Source organism: Malacoplasma penetrans HF-2 (genome assembly GCF_000011225.1).
In the GTDB taxonomy this organism is placed as follows: domain Bacteria; phylum Bacillota_I; class Bacilli_A; order Mycoplasmatales; family Mycoplasmoidaceae; genus Malacoplasma; species Malacoplasma penetrans.
Genome location: NC_004432.1, coordinates 1,111,461 through 1,131,487 on the forward strand (window position 1 = coordinate 1,111,461; position 20,027 = coordinate 1,131,487).

Consider the following 20,027-nt stretch of genomic DNA (forward strand, 5'->3'; position numbering starts at 1 on the left):
TTAATCTTTTTTCTTTTCTAATTTTTTTAATTCTTTTTCATAAATTTTTAATTCTTTATATTTAGATTTATTTTTTCTTTTTAAATCATCAATATTCTTTAATAACTTAATTTTATTAATTAAAAATTCTTTATATAAAAGATTTTCTCTTTTTAGTTTTCAATTACCACAATACAAATTCTTTTTACTTTTAGAAGCCTTTATACCATCTGTTTTACTTAGCCAAATAACAGAGTAAAAAATATCATTATCTAAAACAATAAAATCTTTTTTAATTTTATAAAAATTATTATGAGCAAAAAGTCTTATTAAATGTTCATTGTTATTAGGGCACAAAATGATATTAGAAATCTTATTACTAGATTTACACAAGATATCAATCATGGTTAAAGCACCCATTCCAGAAATTGTGCAGTAATCAATTTCAATATTTGAATCAAAGTTAGCAAAACCATCAGACTTAATATTAATAATATTTTTAAAACCTTTAGTGTTGTTTACAGAATTTAGAAAAGGCTTGTCATTTTTTTCTAAATTATAAATAGTTTCTGCTTTGTTGTTAGATGACAAAATAGTAGAGAGTTTAGCATGATCAGAGCCAACATCTACTACTATTTTTGCATTATTAATTAAATTCGTAATTGATTGAATTCTATTAGAAGTCATTATTTTCATTAAAGCCTTTTAAAATACCAGACTTAGAAGGGTGTTTGATTTTTCTAAGAGCTTTAGCCTCAATTTGTCTTACTCTTTCTCTAGTAATTCCATATTTTTCTCCTACTTCTTCAAGAGTCATAGGATGTGAGTATGGAGGTAAACCATATCTCATTCTGATGATGTCTTCTTCTTTTTCTTGTAAGAACTTTTTAAGAATGTCATCAATGTGTTCACCCATTAATTCTTTTTCAGTAAATTGTTCAGGGTTTAAATTGTCATCATCTTTTACAAAGTCAACAAATTTAGATTCTTCATCTTTTCCAACAGGTTTATCAAGAGAAACTGGGTCAATATTTAATTTCTTAATATTTAAAATCTTTTTAGCAGTAAAACCAGCTGCTGTTCCATCCATTGCATCTGCTAATTCTTCTGGAGTTGGATCTCTTCCATATTCTTGCATTAATTGTCTTTCAGCTTTTGAAAGTTTATTAATAGTTTCAACCATATGAACTGGAATTCTAATAGTTCTTGCTTGATCAGCAATTGCTCTAGTAATTGCTTGTCTAATTCATCATGTTGCATATGTTGAAAACTTATTACCTAATTTGTAATCAAATTTAGTAATTGCTTTCATTAATCCTAAAGAACCTTCTTGTAATAAGTCTTCTAAATCTAAACCTCTGTTTAAATATTTTTTAGCAATAGAAGTTACAAGTCTTAAGTTTGAAGTCATTAATTGATTAATTGCATATTCTCTAATAGTTTTATCTTCACTATCAAGCATCTTCCCAATTTCTTGTTCTTCTTGAGAAGTTAACATTTTAGATGAACCTAAAACATTTAAAAATGACTTAATTCCATCGTCTACTTTATCTCTAGTAGAACTCATTGGAGTTGTAACATCATGAACAATGTAGTCAATTTTACTAGCTACATTTGATTTTAATTCTTTTATGTCATCACTATTGTTAGAAGTAAAAGGGTTTCTATCAATTTCAATACCCTCTTGTTTTAGTCAGTCAAAAATTTCTAAATAATCATCATTTGTTAAGTCAAATCTATCAAAGTAAATTAAAATTTCTTCAGCTACAACCTTATTCTTTTTTCTTTTTTTAGATGAAAGTTCTTTAATAAATTTCTTTTTTGCAGTTACTAAATCATCTCTATTAATATTCTTTTGAAGATTACCTTCAAGAATCCCACTGCTAATAAAATCTTGATTTAAAGTACCTTTCACTTCTTTCTTTTCAGTTTTGTCTTTTCTACCTAATTTTAATTTCATATGACCCTCTTGTGATTTAAAAAAATTATTGAATTTTGTAAATATTAATTTTTACTTTTAGATAGCTTTAAATTATTATTCACAAAAGCAAATTTATAAATATTATAATGAAATTTGTCTAATTATTTATAAGAAATAAAATAACAAATACCTTATAAAAGTAAATATTTGTTATTTTAATTTTAATTAAACTTATTTATTTCTTCTAAAAATTCTATCAAACAATGATCTTTTCTTTTTAGGAGCTGGGGTTCTTCTTGAAGAGTAATAACTATCTTCATCATCATAGTATCTACTACTAGGTCTATTGTAACCTTGGTTTTGACTATTGTATCTAGCAGAACCATATTCTTGAGAAAATCTTGAAGTTGATGAAGGTTGTTGTCTATCTCTAACATAAGAAACATCATCAGTATCATCATCTGGTAAACCTAAAACTTTAGCAGTACTAGGGTATGAATTTTGAACATTAGTGTTATCTAATGAATCACTTCATAAACTTTCTTGGTTTCTATTTGAATCCATTTCTTTTAATGTTTCATAAACTGAATTAGTAGAATTTGAAGCACCACCTAAATATGAAGATTCAGTTGAAGCAAGCTTAGGTTCAGGAATATCAACTAATGGAACATCACTAATATCAAAACTTCCTGTTAATAGAATATTAACTTCAGCATCTTCATAAACGTCATTATAAGCAACACCATGAACAATGTTAACATTACCAGATTCAACAATTTCTTTTAAAGCACTTCTAGTATTTTCTAGAACATAACTTGGAACATTTTCATTTAACTTGAAGTTAATTAATGCTTTTTCAGAATTTTTAATGTTTACATCACTAAATCCTGTTTTGATTCCAGTTTCAATTGCATCTTTAATTCCATCTTTTGTGTAATCAGTAACATTAATTCTCATGAATAAGAATCCATTCTTATCTTCAAAGAAGTTTCTAACGTCAGCAAAGTCCACATTAATGTCACTTGGCATTGTAATAATGTTAATAATTTCTTCAACAATAGTTTTGATGTACTTGTTAGCACTTTCATATGCTTTTTTAATAGACATTTTTTCTTTGTCTACATTAATAATTTTGTCATTGTTAACAGTAGTTAAACCATTACAACATAAAGCTAAGTTTTGTAAACCTAGTAAAGCATTAGAGTAAGTCTTTTCACCTTCTGCACCAATTGAAGGAAGGTTAAATAAACCAATTGTTAAAATTCCTAACTCTTGAGCTGCTTTTGCAATTACAGGAGTTGCACCAGTTCCAGTACCTTTACCAAGACCTGCTACTAAGATTAAAACATCAACACCTTCTAACATTGTTTTTAAAACTTCAATGTCAGCTTCTGCTGCTCTTTTACCAGTTTCTGGATCACCACCTGAACCATTACCATTTAATTCTTCAGAACCTAGAATGAAAATATCTTTCATATTTTCACCTAAGTTACTTAAAGCAATATAGTCAGTGTTTAATGCAATAATGTTACAAAAACTTGGTCATTCACGTGAGTTAACCATGTATTTAACAATATTGTTACCAGCACCACCAATACCAATAATTTTTACATTAAAAGATTTAGAGAAAGTTTTTTCTCTATTAGATAGAAGACGAACCAATGTAGAGTTGTTAATCTCTTGTAAAATATTAATTTCTTTTTTAATTTTAATTTTTGGCTCTTCATCTTCAGCAGCATTAGTTCTAGCTACTGGGTTTTGTTGCTGAACCACTGTAGGCATAGATTTAGCTTGTTGACTTTTTCTACTTACAGAATTGTTATCAATATAATATTGATCTTCATTTTTAATAACTAAAGGAGTAGTACTATGTTCAACTCTTACTGATTCTCTTGCATCTCTAGGGTTTCTATAGTTACTTTCTTCTCTGTCATCATGTAATAAATAATTTTCTTTGTTAAAAGAACTTTTTTTTCTGTTTAAATATTCATCAGCATTAACTGAGTCTAAAATTCTATCAACAATATTTTTATTATTAGCCATATAATTTTTTACCTCGAAGTATTTAATTATTGATTTAAATATTCTATTTAAGTTAAAAAATAAAACATTTAAATAAATTCGATAACTAATTTTAATATCTTTTAACTAAAAGTATACAAAATAAAAATAAAAATTTTATATAAAGTTTATTTTTTGCTACTTTATATAAAATTTAAATTTTAAAAATTAAAGTTTTAATTTGTATTAATCTTGGAATTTATTTGAGTTGTTAAACTGTAACTTACTGTTGAACTATTACTAAGTTTATAAGCACTAGTGTTAAACCAAGTCATTAAACCTTTATAAAAAGTTGAGTCAGTGCCACTACTAATTTCACCCCAGTAAATTCCTGCAATTTGGAAAGAACCATTTGAATCCTGAATAACTATAGGAGACCCAGAACTTCCTGCATAACTTGATGCATTAATCATTGATTGAATCCCAATACTTACATAGTTGTAGTCTTTGTAATCCGAATTATTACTATCATTATAAAAAGCAATTGGGAGAGAAACTGGTAAATATTGTGTGTCTGTTCCATTAACAAAAGCCTTTGCGGGAAATTGAATATCTCCATAGGTTGAGAAACCTGAAAATGCAATCCAAGAAATATCTGATAATGAACTTCCTTGGCCACCACTGCTTCTGTTGTATGAAGGAAACCCAGCCATATATAAATTTCTATTTTTTAAATTTTCTAAATCTTCAACATTACCTGAATAAATATTAGTGGGATTTTCAAAATAGTTTGAAATCCAATCTTTAAAAGTATTTAAATATCTATTTTTAGTTGATTGATTAATATTTGTACTTTTATTAGTCATCATCCCAGAAGTAGTTAATGAAGAAGGATCAATTTGATATTTTAAAACAGCAATATCTTGTGCACCATTATATTTTGTATTGCTATTGCCCGCTGTCTTCCCAGAATATTGTTTGTCAGTACTATTAAATTTATTTTTAAATTCACTATCTGTAGTTGTAGTAAAAGTAACAGTAGGGGTAGTAACAGGAAAATAGACAATATCATTTGAATATTTTGAATTATTTGAACCGCTTGTCGTTATTCCAACAAATGCATTAACAGAATCTGCATAGTTTTTATAACTAAAATAAGTGCCCCTTGTATTGCTCTCCACTGTCTGAACATTACTTTTGCCAATAAAACTCAAAATGTTAGCAACATGTAAATTTGTTGCAATATAAAAAGTATTTGAACTTTGGTCTGCTTGATAAATTCATCCAGTCCCAGCTTGATAAGGACTACTAGAATTTAAAACAGGAGTAGTTACACTATTTTCACTATAAGCATATTGGAATAGTAAAGAAACAGTTCTATGACTAATTCAATTAGTTGCACTTGAACTTTTGTTATAAGCTAATGGATTACCATTAGCATCATACAAAGTATTATTTTTCTTAATAACAAAATAAATCCCAACTCCAGCACCAGAGATAGTAACTGCACCAACTGCTGCTATTAAACCAAAAAAATCATAACTTCTTCTTTTTAGTTCATTTAGCTTTTGGTTTTCTAAAGAAGTCTTCTTCATCAATTTCCATAATCCTGTTATTGTTGAAGATATCATTAAAATTCATTTTAGGATTTTGTTGATAACCTTGATTTTCATATTCTTGATCACCATAATAATCATCAAAATCACTATAGTCATTATTGTTATAAAAACTTAAGTTTGATAGAAACTTTCTATAAATATTTAATTTGTTTTGTTTCATGATTCATTATTTATTAAATAAATTGTTACACTATTTGAGCATTTAATCAACTACACAAAATAAAATAAATTAATCTGTTTCACTTGTTGATGGACTTGATGATGAAATGGCACTACTAATATAAGTTGTTAAATTATATGAAATAGTACTACTTCCTAATTTATAACTGTTTGTTGAAAACCATGTCATAATTCCTTTTTTATAAGAAGAAGATGACGACCCAAAGTAAACTCCACCTCAATAAATTCCAGCAATTTTAAAAGATCCATTAGAATCTTGAATAACTACAGGAGATCCTGAACTTCCAGAAAAACTAGATGCTTCTAAATATGAAGATACTCCAATACTAATATAGTTGTAGTCAGTATAATCATTAGTTGTTGAAGAACCACTAGAAGAATCACTACTAGATGAAGAATAAAAAGCTATAGGGCTATTTAAATAACTACTACTGTTATTACTAAGATATTCATTACCATCATAATTTAAAGTAGATAGAGAACTATTACTACTTCCATTAACACTTGTAGCTACAGTAAAATCAGAAAACCCTAATCAAGTAATATCAGATAATGAAGAACCTGTATCATGAGTTTGAGAGTTATATGCTGGAAATCCTGCCATATAAAGTTTTTGAGTACTCAAACTAGATAATTGGTCTATATAGTCTGTATAAATTGTTGTGGGGTTATTAAAGTAAGTTGAAATTCAATCTTTAAAAGTAGTAATATATGTGCTTTTACTAGAAGAATCTAAATTATCATTTTGATTACTTCTAATACCACTACTTGTAGTATAAGTATTTGGATTAATAGTATATTTTAAAACTGCAATATCAACAGCACCATAAAATTTTTCTGCCAATGATTGCCCATTTGTTGTACTTCTTCCAACACCATAATAATTTTTTGCAGATGCACTATTTTGTGAGTTTGCAGAACTAGTACTAATAGTTTTATTGAACAAATTATTAAAATTACTATCACTAGTAGTTGTATAAACAACTTCTGGTTTAGAAACAGGAAAATATGCAATAGTATTAGAGTAATTATTAACATTTTCTGTTAAACCGATTGCAATACCAACATATGCTTGAAAGTTGCTAGTACTATAAGTATTTGTTACATATGAACTGCTTTCTTCAGAGTATGAAGTTACACTATGTCCTAAAAAACTTAAAATATTTGCCACATGTAAATTAGTTGCAATATAAAAAGTATTTGAACTTTGATCAGCTTGATAAATTCATCCAGTACCAGCTGTGCTTCCACTTTCATTCCTAGATGGTAGTGGAAATCCATTACTGCTAGAACTATAAGAATAACCAAATAGCAAAGATACAGTTCTTTGACTGATTCAATAATTTGCAGATGAAGATGTGTTATAACTTAAACTTGTTTGTTCACCTGTTTTAACATCATCTTTTGAAGTTGATCTAGAAGTTATAATATTAGCTATTGAAAAAGAAACAGCAGCAACACCACCAACAACTAAAGCAGATATAGACCCTGCAACTATAAGTTTTTTAAAGAAATTCTTTCTAGGTTTTTTATTGTTATTAGGTATGTTTAAATCTTCATACCCATATTCATAACCATCATCATATCCATATTCTAAATCATCTGGATAAATATCTCTTACAGATCTATTATTTTGGTAGTTCATAGTCTACTCATTTCTCTTTTTTAAAAAGATTTTTTATTAATTATTATCTACCCTAATTTTCTAAATATCAAGTATATTTTTTAGGATTGATATAAAATATCAGCAACCAACAAATTGGCCACTGATATTCTTTTATTTAACCTATGTGTGATATTAAACGACTAAATCCATTAACAAGAGTTTTAGAAGTTGTGTCATAAAACTTGATAGGAGAATAAACATTAAAGCTAACAGTAGTCATTCTGATCTTAATATCAACATCAACACCATAATCTGCTTGGTAAACTTTTAATGGTAGATTAAAGTTCATAATTGGATCTATTGTAGCACTAACTGATAAGTTAGTATTATCTGACATTTTGTTGAAACTTTCTTGGTTTACCAATTTATACATCTTACTTGTTAAACTAGTTTTTAATGCATCAGAAAGTTTTGGTTTAGCACCATATAAAGAACTACTATCATTGCCATCTTTTCATTTATATAAAGCACCAGTAGACATGTAATCACTGACAACTTGAGTTGTGTTTTTATCTACTTCAAATTCTTTCAAAACATCATCAGTAACAATTGAAGACATTGTATTTTCTAAAGCAAATCCTGTTGTATACAGATCTGGACTATAAGTTTCAATAGTTGCTATATTTTGATCATTTACTTGATCTGATGTAAAAATTTCAGCGAAATCATAATCTCTTAAAACAACATTCTTTAAGAAGTTTTTTCAGAAATCACGGAAGTAAAAATCAATTGCAATATCCGTAGATAATGATCAACTACTATTTGAAATATCAACACTTATTAAAGAAACAGAATTTGTTTTTGAGTTGTAGTTTGAAGTAATAGATTGTGTAAAACTTGGATCATCCATTTTAACATTCTTATTAAATTCAAATTGATATCCTAATTTATAGTTTGTTCCAACCCTAATTGGGTAGAATCAAATATTTGAACCACTTGATGAAAAACTTACAGTAGTTTTATTTTGTTTATAGAAAGCTTCATTGCTGTTTGCACCAATTCAAATATTATCAGGAATATATTGCATTAAAGCTTTAATAACTCTTGCTTTCGCAAAATCACCTACAGCTGGTATACTACCCACAATGCTATCAAGATCAGTGCTAGTAAATTGTTTAATCAATGCAGAAATAGTATCTACAGTTAATAAATTTTTGAACGCAGCAATAACTGGACTAAAATCTATTTTTTTATTTAAGGTGTAGTAAATTTTATAATCAAAACTAATTGTTTTCTTAGTCTTATCAATTTCTGGATCTTTAGCAAAACTTGTATGGAAAGTTAAATTCTTATATGCATCTTTATCATAAAAGTTTTTATAGTTTTCATTTCTTGCAAACATCTCTTGAATTGCAGCATGTAAACTAGAAACAAATTTTACAATATTATCAGTTGTAAAGTTTGCATTGCTTTGAGTAATTAATCCTAAGATTTGAGATATCTGACTATCAGTGCTTCCAACTAACTGAATAATAGCATTGTAAAATTCTGTTTTTTCTGGACCACTTAAAACATCAAAGAATTTATTATATTGATTGGTTGTTGTGTTTTTTGACAACAACAATTTCAGAATAGTTACAATTGGTGAAGTTGTAGTAGAAGTTGATGAATCACTAGAATTATCAGAAGTATCTTTGGTATTAGTATTAGTTTCAGGAGTATATGTAGGATCTACGATTTTTAAAACTAAATCCAAATTATTATATAAGAAGTCTACAAGACTAAGAGGTTTTGAACCATCAACTCCTATAATATCTTTAAAAATTGCATTTTGAATATCTTCACTTAAAGCTAAAGTAGTAAAGAAAGATTTAATACTTTTATATTCAGCACTATCAGAAGTAATATTAGGTTTAAATAAATCAATATATGTTCCAGCAACTGATGCAACACTACCAACCATTTCTTCTAAGAATTGAAGAATAACACTTTTGTATTCTTTAATAACTTCTAAAAATGGTTTATTAGAATCACCTAATGCATCATTGATTAGTGGTGATAGGTATGAAGGTAAAAAATTAGCTGCAACAAGAATTTTTGTAGCATAAGGAATAGACTTATAGATTAAATCCTTTACAGTTGGATTTGAAGCTAATATACCTAAAATTTGAATACCATTTTCAATGTAATCCATTGTGTTTTGATATTCTGAATTAAATTTAGTTTTTAAATGATTTTTTAAATCATTTTTAGAAAGATTTAAAATCTCTGATTCATGTTTTGAATACAGTTGTAAATAATTTTGTTTACCTGTTAGACCTTTTACTTTATAAGGGAAAGAGAAAGAGAAACTATGAAGTGTTGGTGTAAAGGTTCCTACATATGAATCATTATTAAAACTAATTGTTGCATTATCAACTTGTCATCCAACTAGGAATTCATCGGTCAAATTATTCACACAAGATTTTAAAACTTGGTCTTTTACACTTACTTTAAGTTGATAAGTATTATTAGCAGAAAGATTGTAAGTTTTATTTAAAACATTAATAGATGCATCTTGGATTCCTAAGATATTGACTGTTAAATCAAAGCTAACTTTAGTTTTGTCAAAAACAACTTTTGAATTTTCCAAATCAGAAATTTGGTAATTATTAACTTCAATACTTGAAATAGTAAATGATCTAGAGTTTTGGTTTCAAATTAAATAACCAAAATAGTTAATATCATTTTTAACTCCAGATTCACTACCAGTATGAGTAGCTAAATTATAGTTTTGAGAGAAGTCATCAAAATTTTGTTGTATTCCATATTCATTGGAAGAAATGTAGTTAAAATCAGTAATTGCATTAGAGTTTAAACTAGCAAGCGATGACGGAATACTACCTTTCTTATTGTTGTTAAAGTTTGGATAGGTAGTGTTGGTTGAAGAATTATTATTGACAACATCCTTAGTTGTTGTAGCAGCAGCAACTGATATTGCAATTGGGACTGCTAAAGTAAACAAATAAGAAATCTTGATCAAATGTTTCTTATTTATCATAAAAAAACACCTCATGCATTTATTTTTGTTTTTGTTTCTACTATCTTTCTAGTATATATAATTTATCACTAACTAATAAATAAGTATACAATAACAATAAATTTCCTGAAAAAAGAAAAAAATAAAAAAAGCAGTAATATTAATAAATATCACTACTTTTACAAAAATTTAATTATAAGTCTATTTAATATTTGATAGTTTTGATAAGTTACCTAAGGCAAACCCAGATAACTTACTAGGAATTTCTTCTAATAAGTTTTTAGATAGTAAATAAATAGCTAATTTATCTAGGTGAATCTTAATAGATAAAGAAATTCCCTTTAATCCATTTTCAGTAATATCTATAAAATCATTTCTAAACTCTTCTTTTGAAAAGATATTATTGTTTTGCTTTTGTAATACTTCCCAGTTAGGTCTTACTGCTAAAGTTATTAACTCATCTATTTCACCAATTTCTTTAAATCACGCATATAAAGAAACAGTATTGTTAGCATCATAACTTTGTAAAAAGTTGTGATTAAACTTTTCCTTAAAGTTTTTTTCTTTATAAAAGATACCACACATTTTTCTTGATTTTACATATCTATATAATCCTTTATTAAATGAACTTAAAGGATTGGAAAGATTAATCAAGTGAGATGAACATCAATCAAAATCTTTTTGAATCTCTTTTTCCTGAGTATCTTGGCTTTCTTTGGCAAACTCAAATATAACTTTTCAAATACTTTCCAACTTTTCTTTTAATACTAGATTATTTAATTTTGGATCATTAGTTCTATCAGATTCTTTAAATGGAACTTCAAAGTTGTATATTAAACTTTCTTTTAAAATTCCATTTACCACAACATCTCTATCTATTAAGTAATACTTTGAAAATAAAGCCACATCATCTTCAGGTTCATAATAGTAGTACATATATCTTATTAGATTGTCATAAGAATTAATTATTTCATAAATTGAAAAATCTTTTGTACTATCAAAATCAATTGGACGAATTGTTGGACTATCTGAATTTAACTTGTTACTTATATTTGTAGATACTGGTAAATCTAATGTAATAATTCTGTAACCATTATCAGTAAACCAATTAAAGATAACTTCTCTAAGTTTTTCAATATAATTAACAGTTTTTCTAAAACTTAATTTAGGAATAAAAGCATTAGACTTATTCATTTTTATTTTTTATCTTTCATGTGAGGGAATAGCAATACATCTCTAATACTTGATTTTTCAGTAAATAACATAATCATTCTATCAATTCCCACACCTAATCCTGCAGTTGGTGGAAGACCATATTCTAAAGCCTCAATGAAATCCATATCCATTTCAACAGCTTCATCATTACCTAATGATTTTTCTTTTACTTGAGCTTCAAATCTTTCATATTGATCAATTGGATCATTTAACTCAGCAAATGCATTTGCATATTCTTTAGTATTAATAAATAATTCAAATCTTTTTGTAAACCCTGGGTTTTTATAATCTTTTTTAGATAATGGAGAAACATCAATTGGATGTCCATAAACAAATGTTGGTTGAATACATTTAGCTTCACAGAATTCTTCAAAAAATAAATTAATAATATGACCTAATGTTGATTGGTGCTTTTCAAATTTTACATTATGTTTTTTAGCAAGTTCTTGTGCTTCTTGATTAGATTTTACTTCTCAAAAATCTACTCCAGTTTCTTGCTTAATAAAATCAACCATATGAATTCTTCTGAATTTTTGAGTTAAATATATTTCATTTTCCCCCATTTTAACAACTGGTTTTTTCAGTGATTTAGCAACATATTTGAAAAGGTTTTCAGTTAATCTCATCATATATTCCATGTTTTCATATGCAGCATAAACTTCCATACTAGTAAACTCAGGGTTATGAGTTGAATCCATCCCTTCATTTCTAAATATTCTACCAATCTCATAAACTTTATCAAAACCACCAACTATCAATTTTTTTAGTGGTAATTCAGTAGCAATTCTTAAATAAAAGTTTCTTTCCAAAGTATTATGAAAAGTTATAAAAGGTCTAGCATTAGCACCACCTAAAATAGGGTGAAGAACTGGAGTTTCAACTTCTAGATAATTTTGAGAATCCATGAATTGACGAATTATTTTAAGAATTCTAATTCTGTCTACAAACACTTTCATAGAATCTTTATTAACAATTAAATCAACATATCTGTGTCTTGCTCTTAATTCTTCATCTTCTAAACCATGCCATTTTTCAGGTAGTGGTTTTAAAGCTTTTGATACTATTTTAATTTTTTTAACATCTAAAGTTAATTCACCTTTTTGTGTTCTAAAAGGAGATCCAAAAATTTCTACAATATCACCTAAATCTAATACTTTATTAAAATACTCAAGCATTGATTTGCTTACTTTTTTCTTATTTAAATAAAATTGAGTATCTCCATAAAAATCTCTAATAACACCAAAAGTTTGTCTTAAAGCAACAACTCTTCCAGCTAACTTAATATTGTTATTAGTGTTATGAGTTTTTAATTTTGCAAACTTACTATTAAAATCTCCTATAGTCATTGTTCTAGAAACTTTTTCAATTTCATAAGGATCTTGATTTGCTTCTTGTAAATTTTTTAACTTTTCTCTTCTTATTAATTCTTGATCATTAAATTTTCTTTCCATAATTTTAAAAGCTCCAGTAAAAATTAACCATTAATTATTTTAATGATTAATGTTTTATGTTAATCAATAAAATAAAAAAATATTAAATAATAGTTTTCTTTAAATACAGATAAAAAGTAGTATTGCTACTACTTTTTATTAGAACTACTAATCTTTTTCTTTCACAAATCTTCTTTAAAGTATCTGTTTTTTCTATATAACTGTTTTAGTGTTTCATCATCTTTTTTCTTCTTATTTCATTTATAAGATTTTTTAATGTATTGAAGCAGTTTAATTTTCCAAAGTAAAAATCAAATTAATCCACCCACTAGTAATGCGCCTATTCCACCAGATGATGCAATCATTATATGTTTAGCAACTGATGATACTGGAACATTAAAGTTATAAATATAAACAGTTCTAGTGAAGTTTTGATTATTATTACCATAATCAAATAAAGGTTTGTCAATAAGTGCTAGTTGAATAGTAGCTCTAGTATATCCTCTATCAACATTAGTTTCTAATGATATTGAATATGTATAACCTTGTGTATCTACTAAGTTAGCTATATCACTTTCACTAATTTGAGAAGAATATCCATTAGCAAAAGAAGATGGGAAAGGAGAGTTTGATTTTATGTTAATACTATACTCATTATTATTAGCTTCTAATTTTGAACCACTACTTCTATCAACTAGATAAAAGAATTTATTTGTAGTTGTAATATTTCATTTCAATTGATAAGGATAAGTAACTCCGCTGTTTGATAAAAATTGTTCATTAAAAACCAATTTGCCATTGCTTGTTGTATATTGGTTACCATTATAATCTACTACTGTTTCTGAATTATTTTTAATGCTAATTTGTAAATCTAAATATCCATCACTATCACATGAATTTTCATTTAAACAAACGATATTAAGATTGTTTTTATCAGTTAATGAAAAACTAATATTTTGTAACAAGATAACATCTGCTAATTGAACTTGTCCATTTAAATAAGCATTATATTGTCCTCATATTTCACTTGGTAAATAAGAACCACTATAATCAGTTACCCTAGGAGTAGCAGATCAACCACTATTGCTTGCAATGCTTTTAAAGTTTGAATATGTAACATTATTTATAATTGATGAATATGAGTTTTTTACACTTTGAGGTAGATCTTCAAAATTGGGAATTTTTGAAGTATTAGTATAAGAAACCGAAACACTAACAGTTCCATTTATATCATTAGCATTACTAATAGTAATAGTTCAATCAGATAAAGTTTTACCAATACCATTTCCAGAATTTACAAAATTATCTAGAATGTTTTGTTGGGTTAATTGACTAGGATAAATGTTACTTGTAAAAGTATTTATATTAGATGAAGCCATTGTAGAAACTCTATAATTTGCAAGTGACATAAAACCTGTATAAGTTTTAGTTAAAACTCTATTACTGCTGTTTGCAAATCCATTAGGCATCCCACTAGTAGGGATGGTAATAGTAACTGTTAATCTATCTAAATTTGCTGATGAAGAATAAGACAAAGAAATCATATTTGTAGTGATATCCAAATTAGAACCATCACTTTTCTTAATAGTATAAGAAATGAAGTTATCTAATATATCTTGTGCTGTTATTTGACTTGCATACTTAGTTCTTTTCAATTCTTCTATTTTTTGTACTTTAGATGTTTCAATAGTTGAACCAGCATCTAATCAATTAAATACAAAATTAGTAGATATTGCATATAAATTTTTAATGTAAAAATACACAGTAAATGATTCATTATATGAAGAATTAAATCTAGAAGCATACGTGAAAGTTAAACTAAATCTTGTAGTACCATTAGCAACATTAGATTCAGAAAGTGAAAATGATGGAGTGGTGCTTGTTATATTAGTTCAGTCAATATAAGGACTAACTGCTGATCAAGTTAAACTATTAGCTAAATAATTTTGTCCAAAAGCATTTCATAAATTAGTGCTGTTTGCATCTTTATAAAACCATCTATTAAACAACATATTGTCTGATAGATTAGTATAATTACCACTAACATTTTGCATATACTTAATTGGGTTTTTAGCATTGTCTTGAAGAACAACATATTCTGAAGATGTGTAAGATAAAACAGGTGCAAGAAAATAATTTTTTGTTTGACTATCAGTTGATTGTCTAATTGAAGATAAACTTAATGATGTTTGATTTATATCTACATAACCTAAATATGTATTACCACTATTAGTTATTTGGTTACTAGCCACATAAATTCTATTACCATTAGAACTTCTTGTAACTGAGGCAATTGTATGTCCTTCTAAAGATAAAGTTTTGTATGACGGATTTAAGCCACCTGATGTTGTAACAGTAAAAACTTGTAAGTGGTTATTGCCAATAGCTCCATCTAGAAATATTAATTGATTAGTAGAAGCAAAGAAAATGTTTTTAAAACTAACTGTAGTTAATGTATTTGTATTAGTTATATAATTACTACTTAAAGTTATATTGGGTCCAGTAAGAGAAAAATTATTACTAGATAAACTTACTCTTGAAATATATTGTTTGTAATTATAATTTGCTCCACTATTAGAAGTGCTTGTTGAATCCATATAAAGAACAAACAAGTGATTTCCAGAAGATAAGAAATTTAAAATTTTCTTATCTGCAAAAGTACTAGTCACTGAAGATGATGTAATGTTAGCAGAAGCTAAAACACTATTATTAATAGTAAAGTATTTCAAATCAGTTAAGCTATTGTTCTTTCAAACAAATAATGATGTAGAAGTAGCTTTTGAAATATTAGTATAGTCTGCAGCGTCTAATGCTTGAAACAATTTAGTTACATCTATTTCATAATTTCCACTACTTGAAATAAAAAGACCTGTATCTAAATTAATTAATGTAATAAATTGATGTGTATTGTCTCCCAATAAAACAGCTAAAGTTTTATTAGTAGAATCCATTAATGCTCATTCCTTGATAGTTACATTATTAGCATCTGAAACTGTTCAATTTTGACTTTCATAAAATCTTTTAACAATATCATTTGATGAAAATTGTTGTGCTCAAATAAGCTTTCCAGAATATGAAGTAAAGTAGAAAGTTTTTTTATCTAATGAAATACCTAACATTCCTAAATTTGTTTGAACAAATTGAGAATTGTTAGTTTCTGCAAATAAATCATATCCTTCAAAATTATTAGGTAGTGATGAAGAAGCTGGCATAGAAAAATAATTTGTATGATTGTATTGCTCAGTAACAGATCTAGTAGAAACATTAAGAGTTGATGAATCTAAAGCTGTACTATTGACATCAAGATTATTAATAAAAAAATTTGATGCAATTGGTAAAGAAATTGCAGCAGATATTATAGAAGAACAGAACAAAATTTTTTTATAAATCATTTTTTTATTTTTTAAATAAGACATCAATAATACCAAATTTAAAATATCAATTTTTAGTCATATTATTAATAGTAAAATAAAATATTCTTATTTTCTATTCCTCAAAACTTTATTTATAAAAAAATTAATAAATTCATTAAATTGCATTAAATCATTCAAATAAAAATTTTATTTGGTTTTATCCAAATAGAATTTAAACTTAACTATTTTTTGCTAATCTTTTTATTTCATAAATCTTCTTTAAAATATCTATTCTTTTTGTATAGTTGTTGCAAAGCTCTATCCTGATTTTTCTTTTTATTTCAGCTATAAGATTTTTTGAAATAATCTATTAATTTTACTTTTCAAAACAAGAATCAGATTAGTACAACTAATAATAAAACACCAGTTGCACTTGATAGTGCAATTATTGTTATCTTGGCAACTGCAGACATTGGAACATTGAAATTATAAATATAAATTGTTCTAGTAAAGTTACTATTACTGATTCCATAATCAAATAATGGAGCATCTTTTAATGATAATTGTATTGTAGCTTTAGTAAATCCATTATCAACATTTGTTTCTAATGAAATGTTGTAATCATATCCTTGTGTATCTATTAAATTCATAATATCAGATTCTTTGATTCCAGAAGAGAATCCATCTGTTAATGAACTAGAAAAAGGAGAGTTAGATTTTATATCAATTCTATATTCATTGTTAGAAGCTTCTAATCTAGAATTTGTTTTTCTATCAACAAGATAAAAGTATTTATTTGCAGTAGTAATATTTCATTGAACTTTATAAGGATATGTTACTCCTGAATTTGCTAAGAAATCCTGTGAAAAAACTAATTTACCACCATCTGTTTTATATTGTTTACCATCATAATCTACTACTGTCTTTGATCCATCTTTAATTGAAACTTGTAGATTTAAATAACCATCACTATCACATGAATTTTCATTTAAGCAAGTGATATTAAGATCATTTACTGAAGTTAATGAAAAATTAATCTTTTGTAACAAGATAACATCAGATTGTTTTACCATACCATTTAAATAAGCTTTATATTGACCTCAAATTTCACTTGGTAAATAACTGCTATCAAAATCAGTAAAACTTGGAGTAGAAGTTCAACCACTATTACTAGATATAGATTTAAAACCTGTGTAAGTAATACCAGTTAATATATTTGTTATTTTTGTTTTAACAGCATCAGGTAAATTATCAAAATTAGGAATTTGTGAAGTTTGGTTATATTCTGCTGTTACTTTTGCTGTTCCCTTAATATCATCAACCTCTGTTATTGTTATTGTTCAATCATTTTCTGTTTTAGATAGGCTCGATCCAATGTTTAAAAAACTACTCAATATTAGATTATTAGTTAACTGACTTGGATATATGTTTTTTATAGATGTAGTAATATCAGATGAAGATTTTGTAGTTGTTAAATAATTTTTAATAGATAAAAAATTTGAGTATGTTTTAGTAAATGTTTGTTTCCCACTAGAAGCAAATCCATTTGGCATTCCAGTTGATGGAATATTAACAGTAACAGTTATAGAATCCAAATACTCTGAATAACTTAACCTAACCATCGATTCATCAATTGTTAAAGAAGTTTGATCTGCTTTTTTAATACTATAAGAAAAGAAGTTATCTACAATATCTTTGGTTGTAATTTGATTTCCATATTTTGAATTTTTTAATTCTTGAATTTTTGCAATTTTATTTTTATCACTTTGATCATTTGATGTTGAGGTTGTATCTAATCAAGTAAAAACAAAGTTAGATGAAAATCCATATAAATTTTTTATATGAAAATACACATTAAATGATTCAGTAAAAGAAGTTGAGAAATTTGAAACATATGAAAAAGTTACTCTAAACGATAAGGTACCATTATCGTTACTTTGCTGCTGGATAGCAAAGTTATTTGTGGAACTATTTAAATTAGATAAATCAAAATAATTAGACACTGTTGCTCAAGTAAAACTTGATGGTAAATAATTTCTTCCAAAAGCTGTTCAAATAGTTTGGTTACTTACTGTTCTATATTTTCAGTGTTTTGACACCATTTTTCCAGTTGACTCTTGATAATTACCTGAAGAGTTAATTAGGAAATTAATGTTATTTTTATTGTTCTGTTGAAGAGCAAAATATTTATTACTAGTATCAGATAAAATAGGAACTAAGTAATAGTCTTTGTTTGCTGATGCAATTGATTGTCTAATAGGTGATAAAGATAAAGAATTTTGTGAAACATCAACATAAGCTAAGTAAATATTTCCATTAGTTGATTGATTGTTAGCAATATAAATTTTATTATCATTTCCCTTTGTAACTGAAGCTAATGAATAACCTTGTAAAGAAAGAGATTTATTAGTTGTTAAATTACCACTATTGTCAATTAAATATGCATTTAAATGGCTATTAGTGCCACTTCCACTAATAAACACTAATTGTCTTGTGTTGTTACTACTAACAGCAAAGAAAATATTTTTAAAATTGGTTATATCTAAAGTAGAACCACCAATATAATCACTTAATTGCTTTTCACCACTTAAAGATATACTATTACCTGAAATAGATACTTTAGCTAAATACTGTTTGTATTTATATTGAGTATTATTATTTGTGTTTGTATAACTGTTGCTTTCAACATAGTATGCAAATAAATAATTTTGACTAGAAATAAAACTAACTAGTTTTTTATTGTTTAATGAATTTTCTGCAGTGGTTGTGTTCAGTGAAGTTAATGTTAAAGCATTGTTATTGAAAGAAAGATATTGTGCAGAATTTACTCCATTGCTTTTTCAAACTACTAATGTTGTAGAAGTAGCCCTTGATATATTAGTATAATCTGCAGTTGGTAAAGCTTTAAAAGCTTTAGACACATCAACTGTATAATTATCAGAAGTAACAAAAAAACCTGTATCTAGAGAAATTATAGTTACAAACTGATGGTTGTTACTATCACCTAACAATACAGCTAAAGTTCTTGAAGATTCATCAAATAAAGTTCACTCTTTGATAGTAACATTGCTTGAATGTGTAACTTCTCACCCTTCACTTTCATAAAATTTTTTAACTATATCATTTGAAGCAAATTCATGAGCTCAAATAATCTTTCCAGAATAAGAAGTGAAGAAGAAAGTTTTCTTATCGGAAGAAATTCCTAATACACCAGAATTTGTTTGAACAAAATTAGAATTATTAGTTTGAGCAAACAAATTATATTGAGTAAAGTTTTGGGGCATATTTGTAGGAAAAGAAGCATAGTTTGTATGTTCATAATTTCCAGAAATTGCTCTTGTAGAATTTGAAGAACTTAATTCACTTGAAGATAAACTCATTTGAATATTTTGACTATTGGAAAAATTTGCAGTCACTATAACAGAAGCGCCTGCCACCAATAAAGATGAAGTAAAAATAGTTTTAAAATAAAGAATTTTCTTTTTATTAAAAGATGACATTCTAATTACCAAATTAAAATAATTAACTCTAAACTAGATATCCTAATATTAAAGTAAAATAATTTTCTTTTCCATGGTTAGTCATAGTTAATATGAAAATATGAGTTTTATGTTTTAGTAATTTTTTATTAATACTTTTAATAAAAAACATAAATTGTTTTAAATTAAATCTTCATGTTATATACCTTTTTATAAAATCATAAT

Annotated in this window: 10 protein-coding genes; all 10 read right to left on the reverse strand. The window is 26.4% G+C overall.

Features of this window, described 5'->3' with window-relative positions:
- Positions 1–666, reverse strand: coding sequence for a class I SAM-dependent methyltransferase (locus MYPE_RS04295; protein WP_044891411.1), 666 nt, complete (start codon positions 664–666; stop codon positions 1–3).
- On the reverse strand, positions 656–1,939 hold the full coding sequence (locus MYPE_RS04300) for an RNA polymerase sigma factor (RefSeq protein ID WP_011077657.1): 1,284 nt from the start codon (positions 1,937–1,939) through the stop codon (positions 656–658). Before MYPE_RS04300 ends, MYPE_RS04295 begins: the two co-directional genes overlap by 11 nt.
- Before the next feature lie 192 nt (positions 1,940–2,131).
- A complete protein-coding gene (locus tag MYPE_RS04305) occupies positions 2,132–3,943 on the reverse strand; it encodes a cell division protein FtsZ (protein WP_229502218.1) in 1,812 nt (603 codons plus the stop codon).
- Positions 3,944–4,137: 194 nt separating this feature from the next.
- Positions 4,138–5,574, reverse strand: coding sequence for a hypothetical protein (locus MYPE_RS04310; RefSeq protein WP_160162153.1), 1,437 nt, complete (start codon positions 5,572–5,574; stop codon positions 4,138–4,140).
- Between the two features lie 175 nt (positions 5,575–5,749).
- Entirely contained in the window at positions 5,750–7,345 is a 1,596-nt protein-coding gene (locus MYPE_RS04315) for a hypothetical protein (protein WP_011077660.1), read from the reverse strand.
- 136 nt (positions 7,346–7,481) lie between these two features.
- Positions 7,482–10,346, reverse strand: coding sequence for a P116 family lipid acquisition surface protein (locus tag MYPE_RS04320; protein WP_044891304.1), 2,865 nt, complete (start codon positions 10,344–10,346; stop codon positions 7,482–7,484).
- A 180-nt stretch (positions 10,347–10,526) separates the two neighbouring features.
- Positions 10,527–11,519 (reverse strand): hypothetical protein, encoded by a 993-nt coding sequence (locus MYPE_RS04325; RefSeq protein WP_011077662.1) that lies wholly within the window; start codon positions 11,517–11,519, stop codon positions 10,527–10,529.
- A gap of 2 nt (positions 11,520–11,521) precedes the next feature.
- Positions 11,522–12,991, reverse strand: coding sequence for a lysine--tRNA ligase (gene lysS, locus MYPE_RS04330; protein WP_011077663.1), 1,470 nt, complete (start codon positions 12,989–12,991; stop codon positions 11,522–11,524).
- A 128-nt stretch (positions 12,992–13,119) separates the two neighbouring features.
- Positions 13,120–16,362, reverse strand: coding sequence for a lipoprotein 17-related variable surface protein (locus MYPE_RS04335; RefSeq protein WP_229502219.1), 3,243 nt, complete (start codon positions 16,360–16,362; stop codon positions 13,120–13,122).
- A gap of 203 nt (positions 16,363–16,565) precedes the next feature.
- Positions 16,566–19,823 (reverse strand): lipoprotein 17-related variable surface protein, encoded by a 3,258-nt coding sequence (locus MYPE_RS04340; RefSeq protein ID WP_011077665.1) that lies wholly within the window; start codon positions 19,821–19,823, stop codon positions 16,566–16,568.
- Between the last annotated feature and the right edge of the window lie 204 nt (positions 19,824–20,027).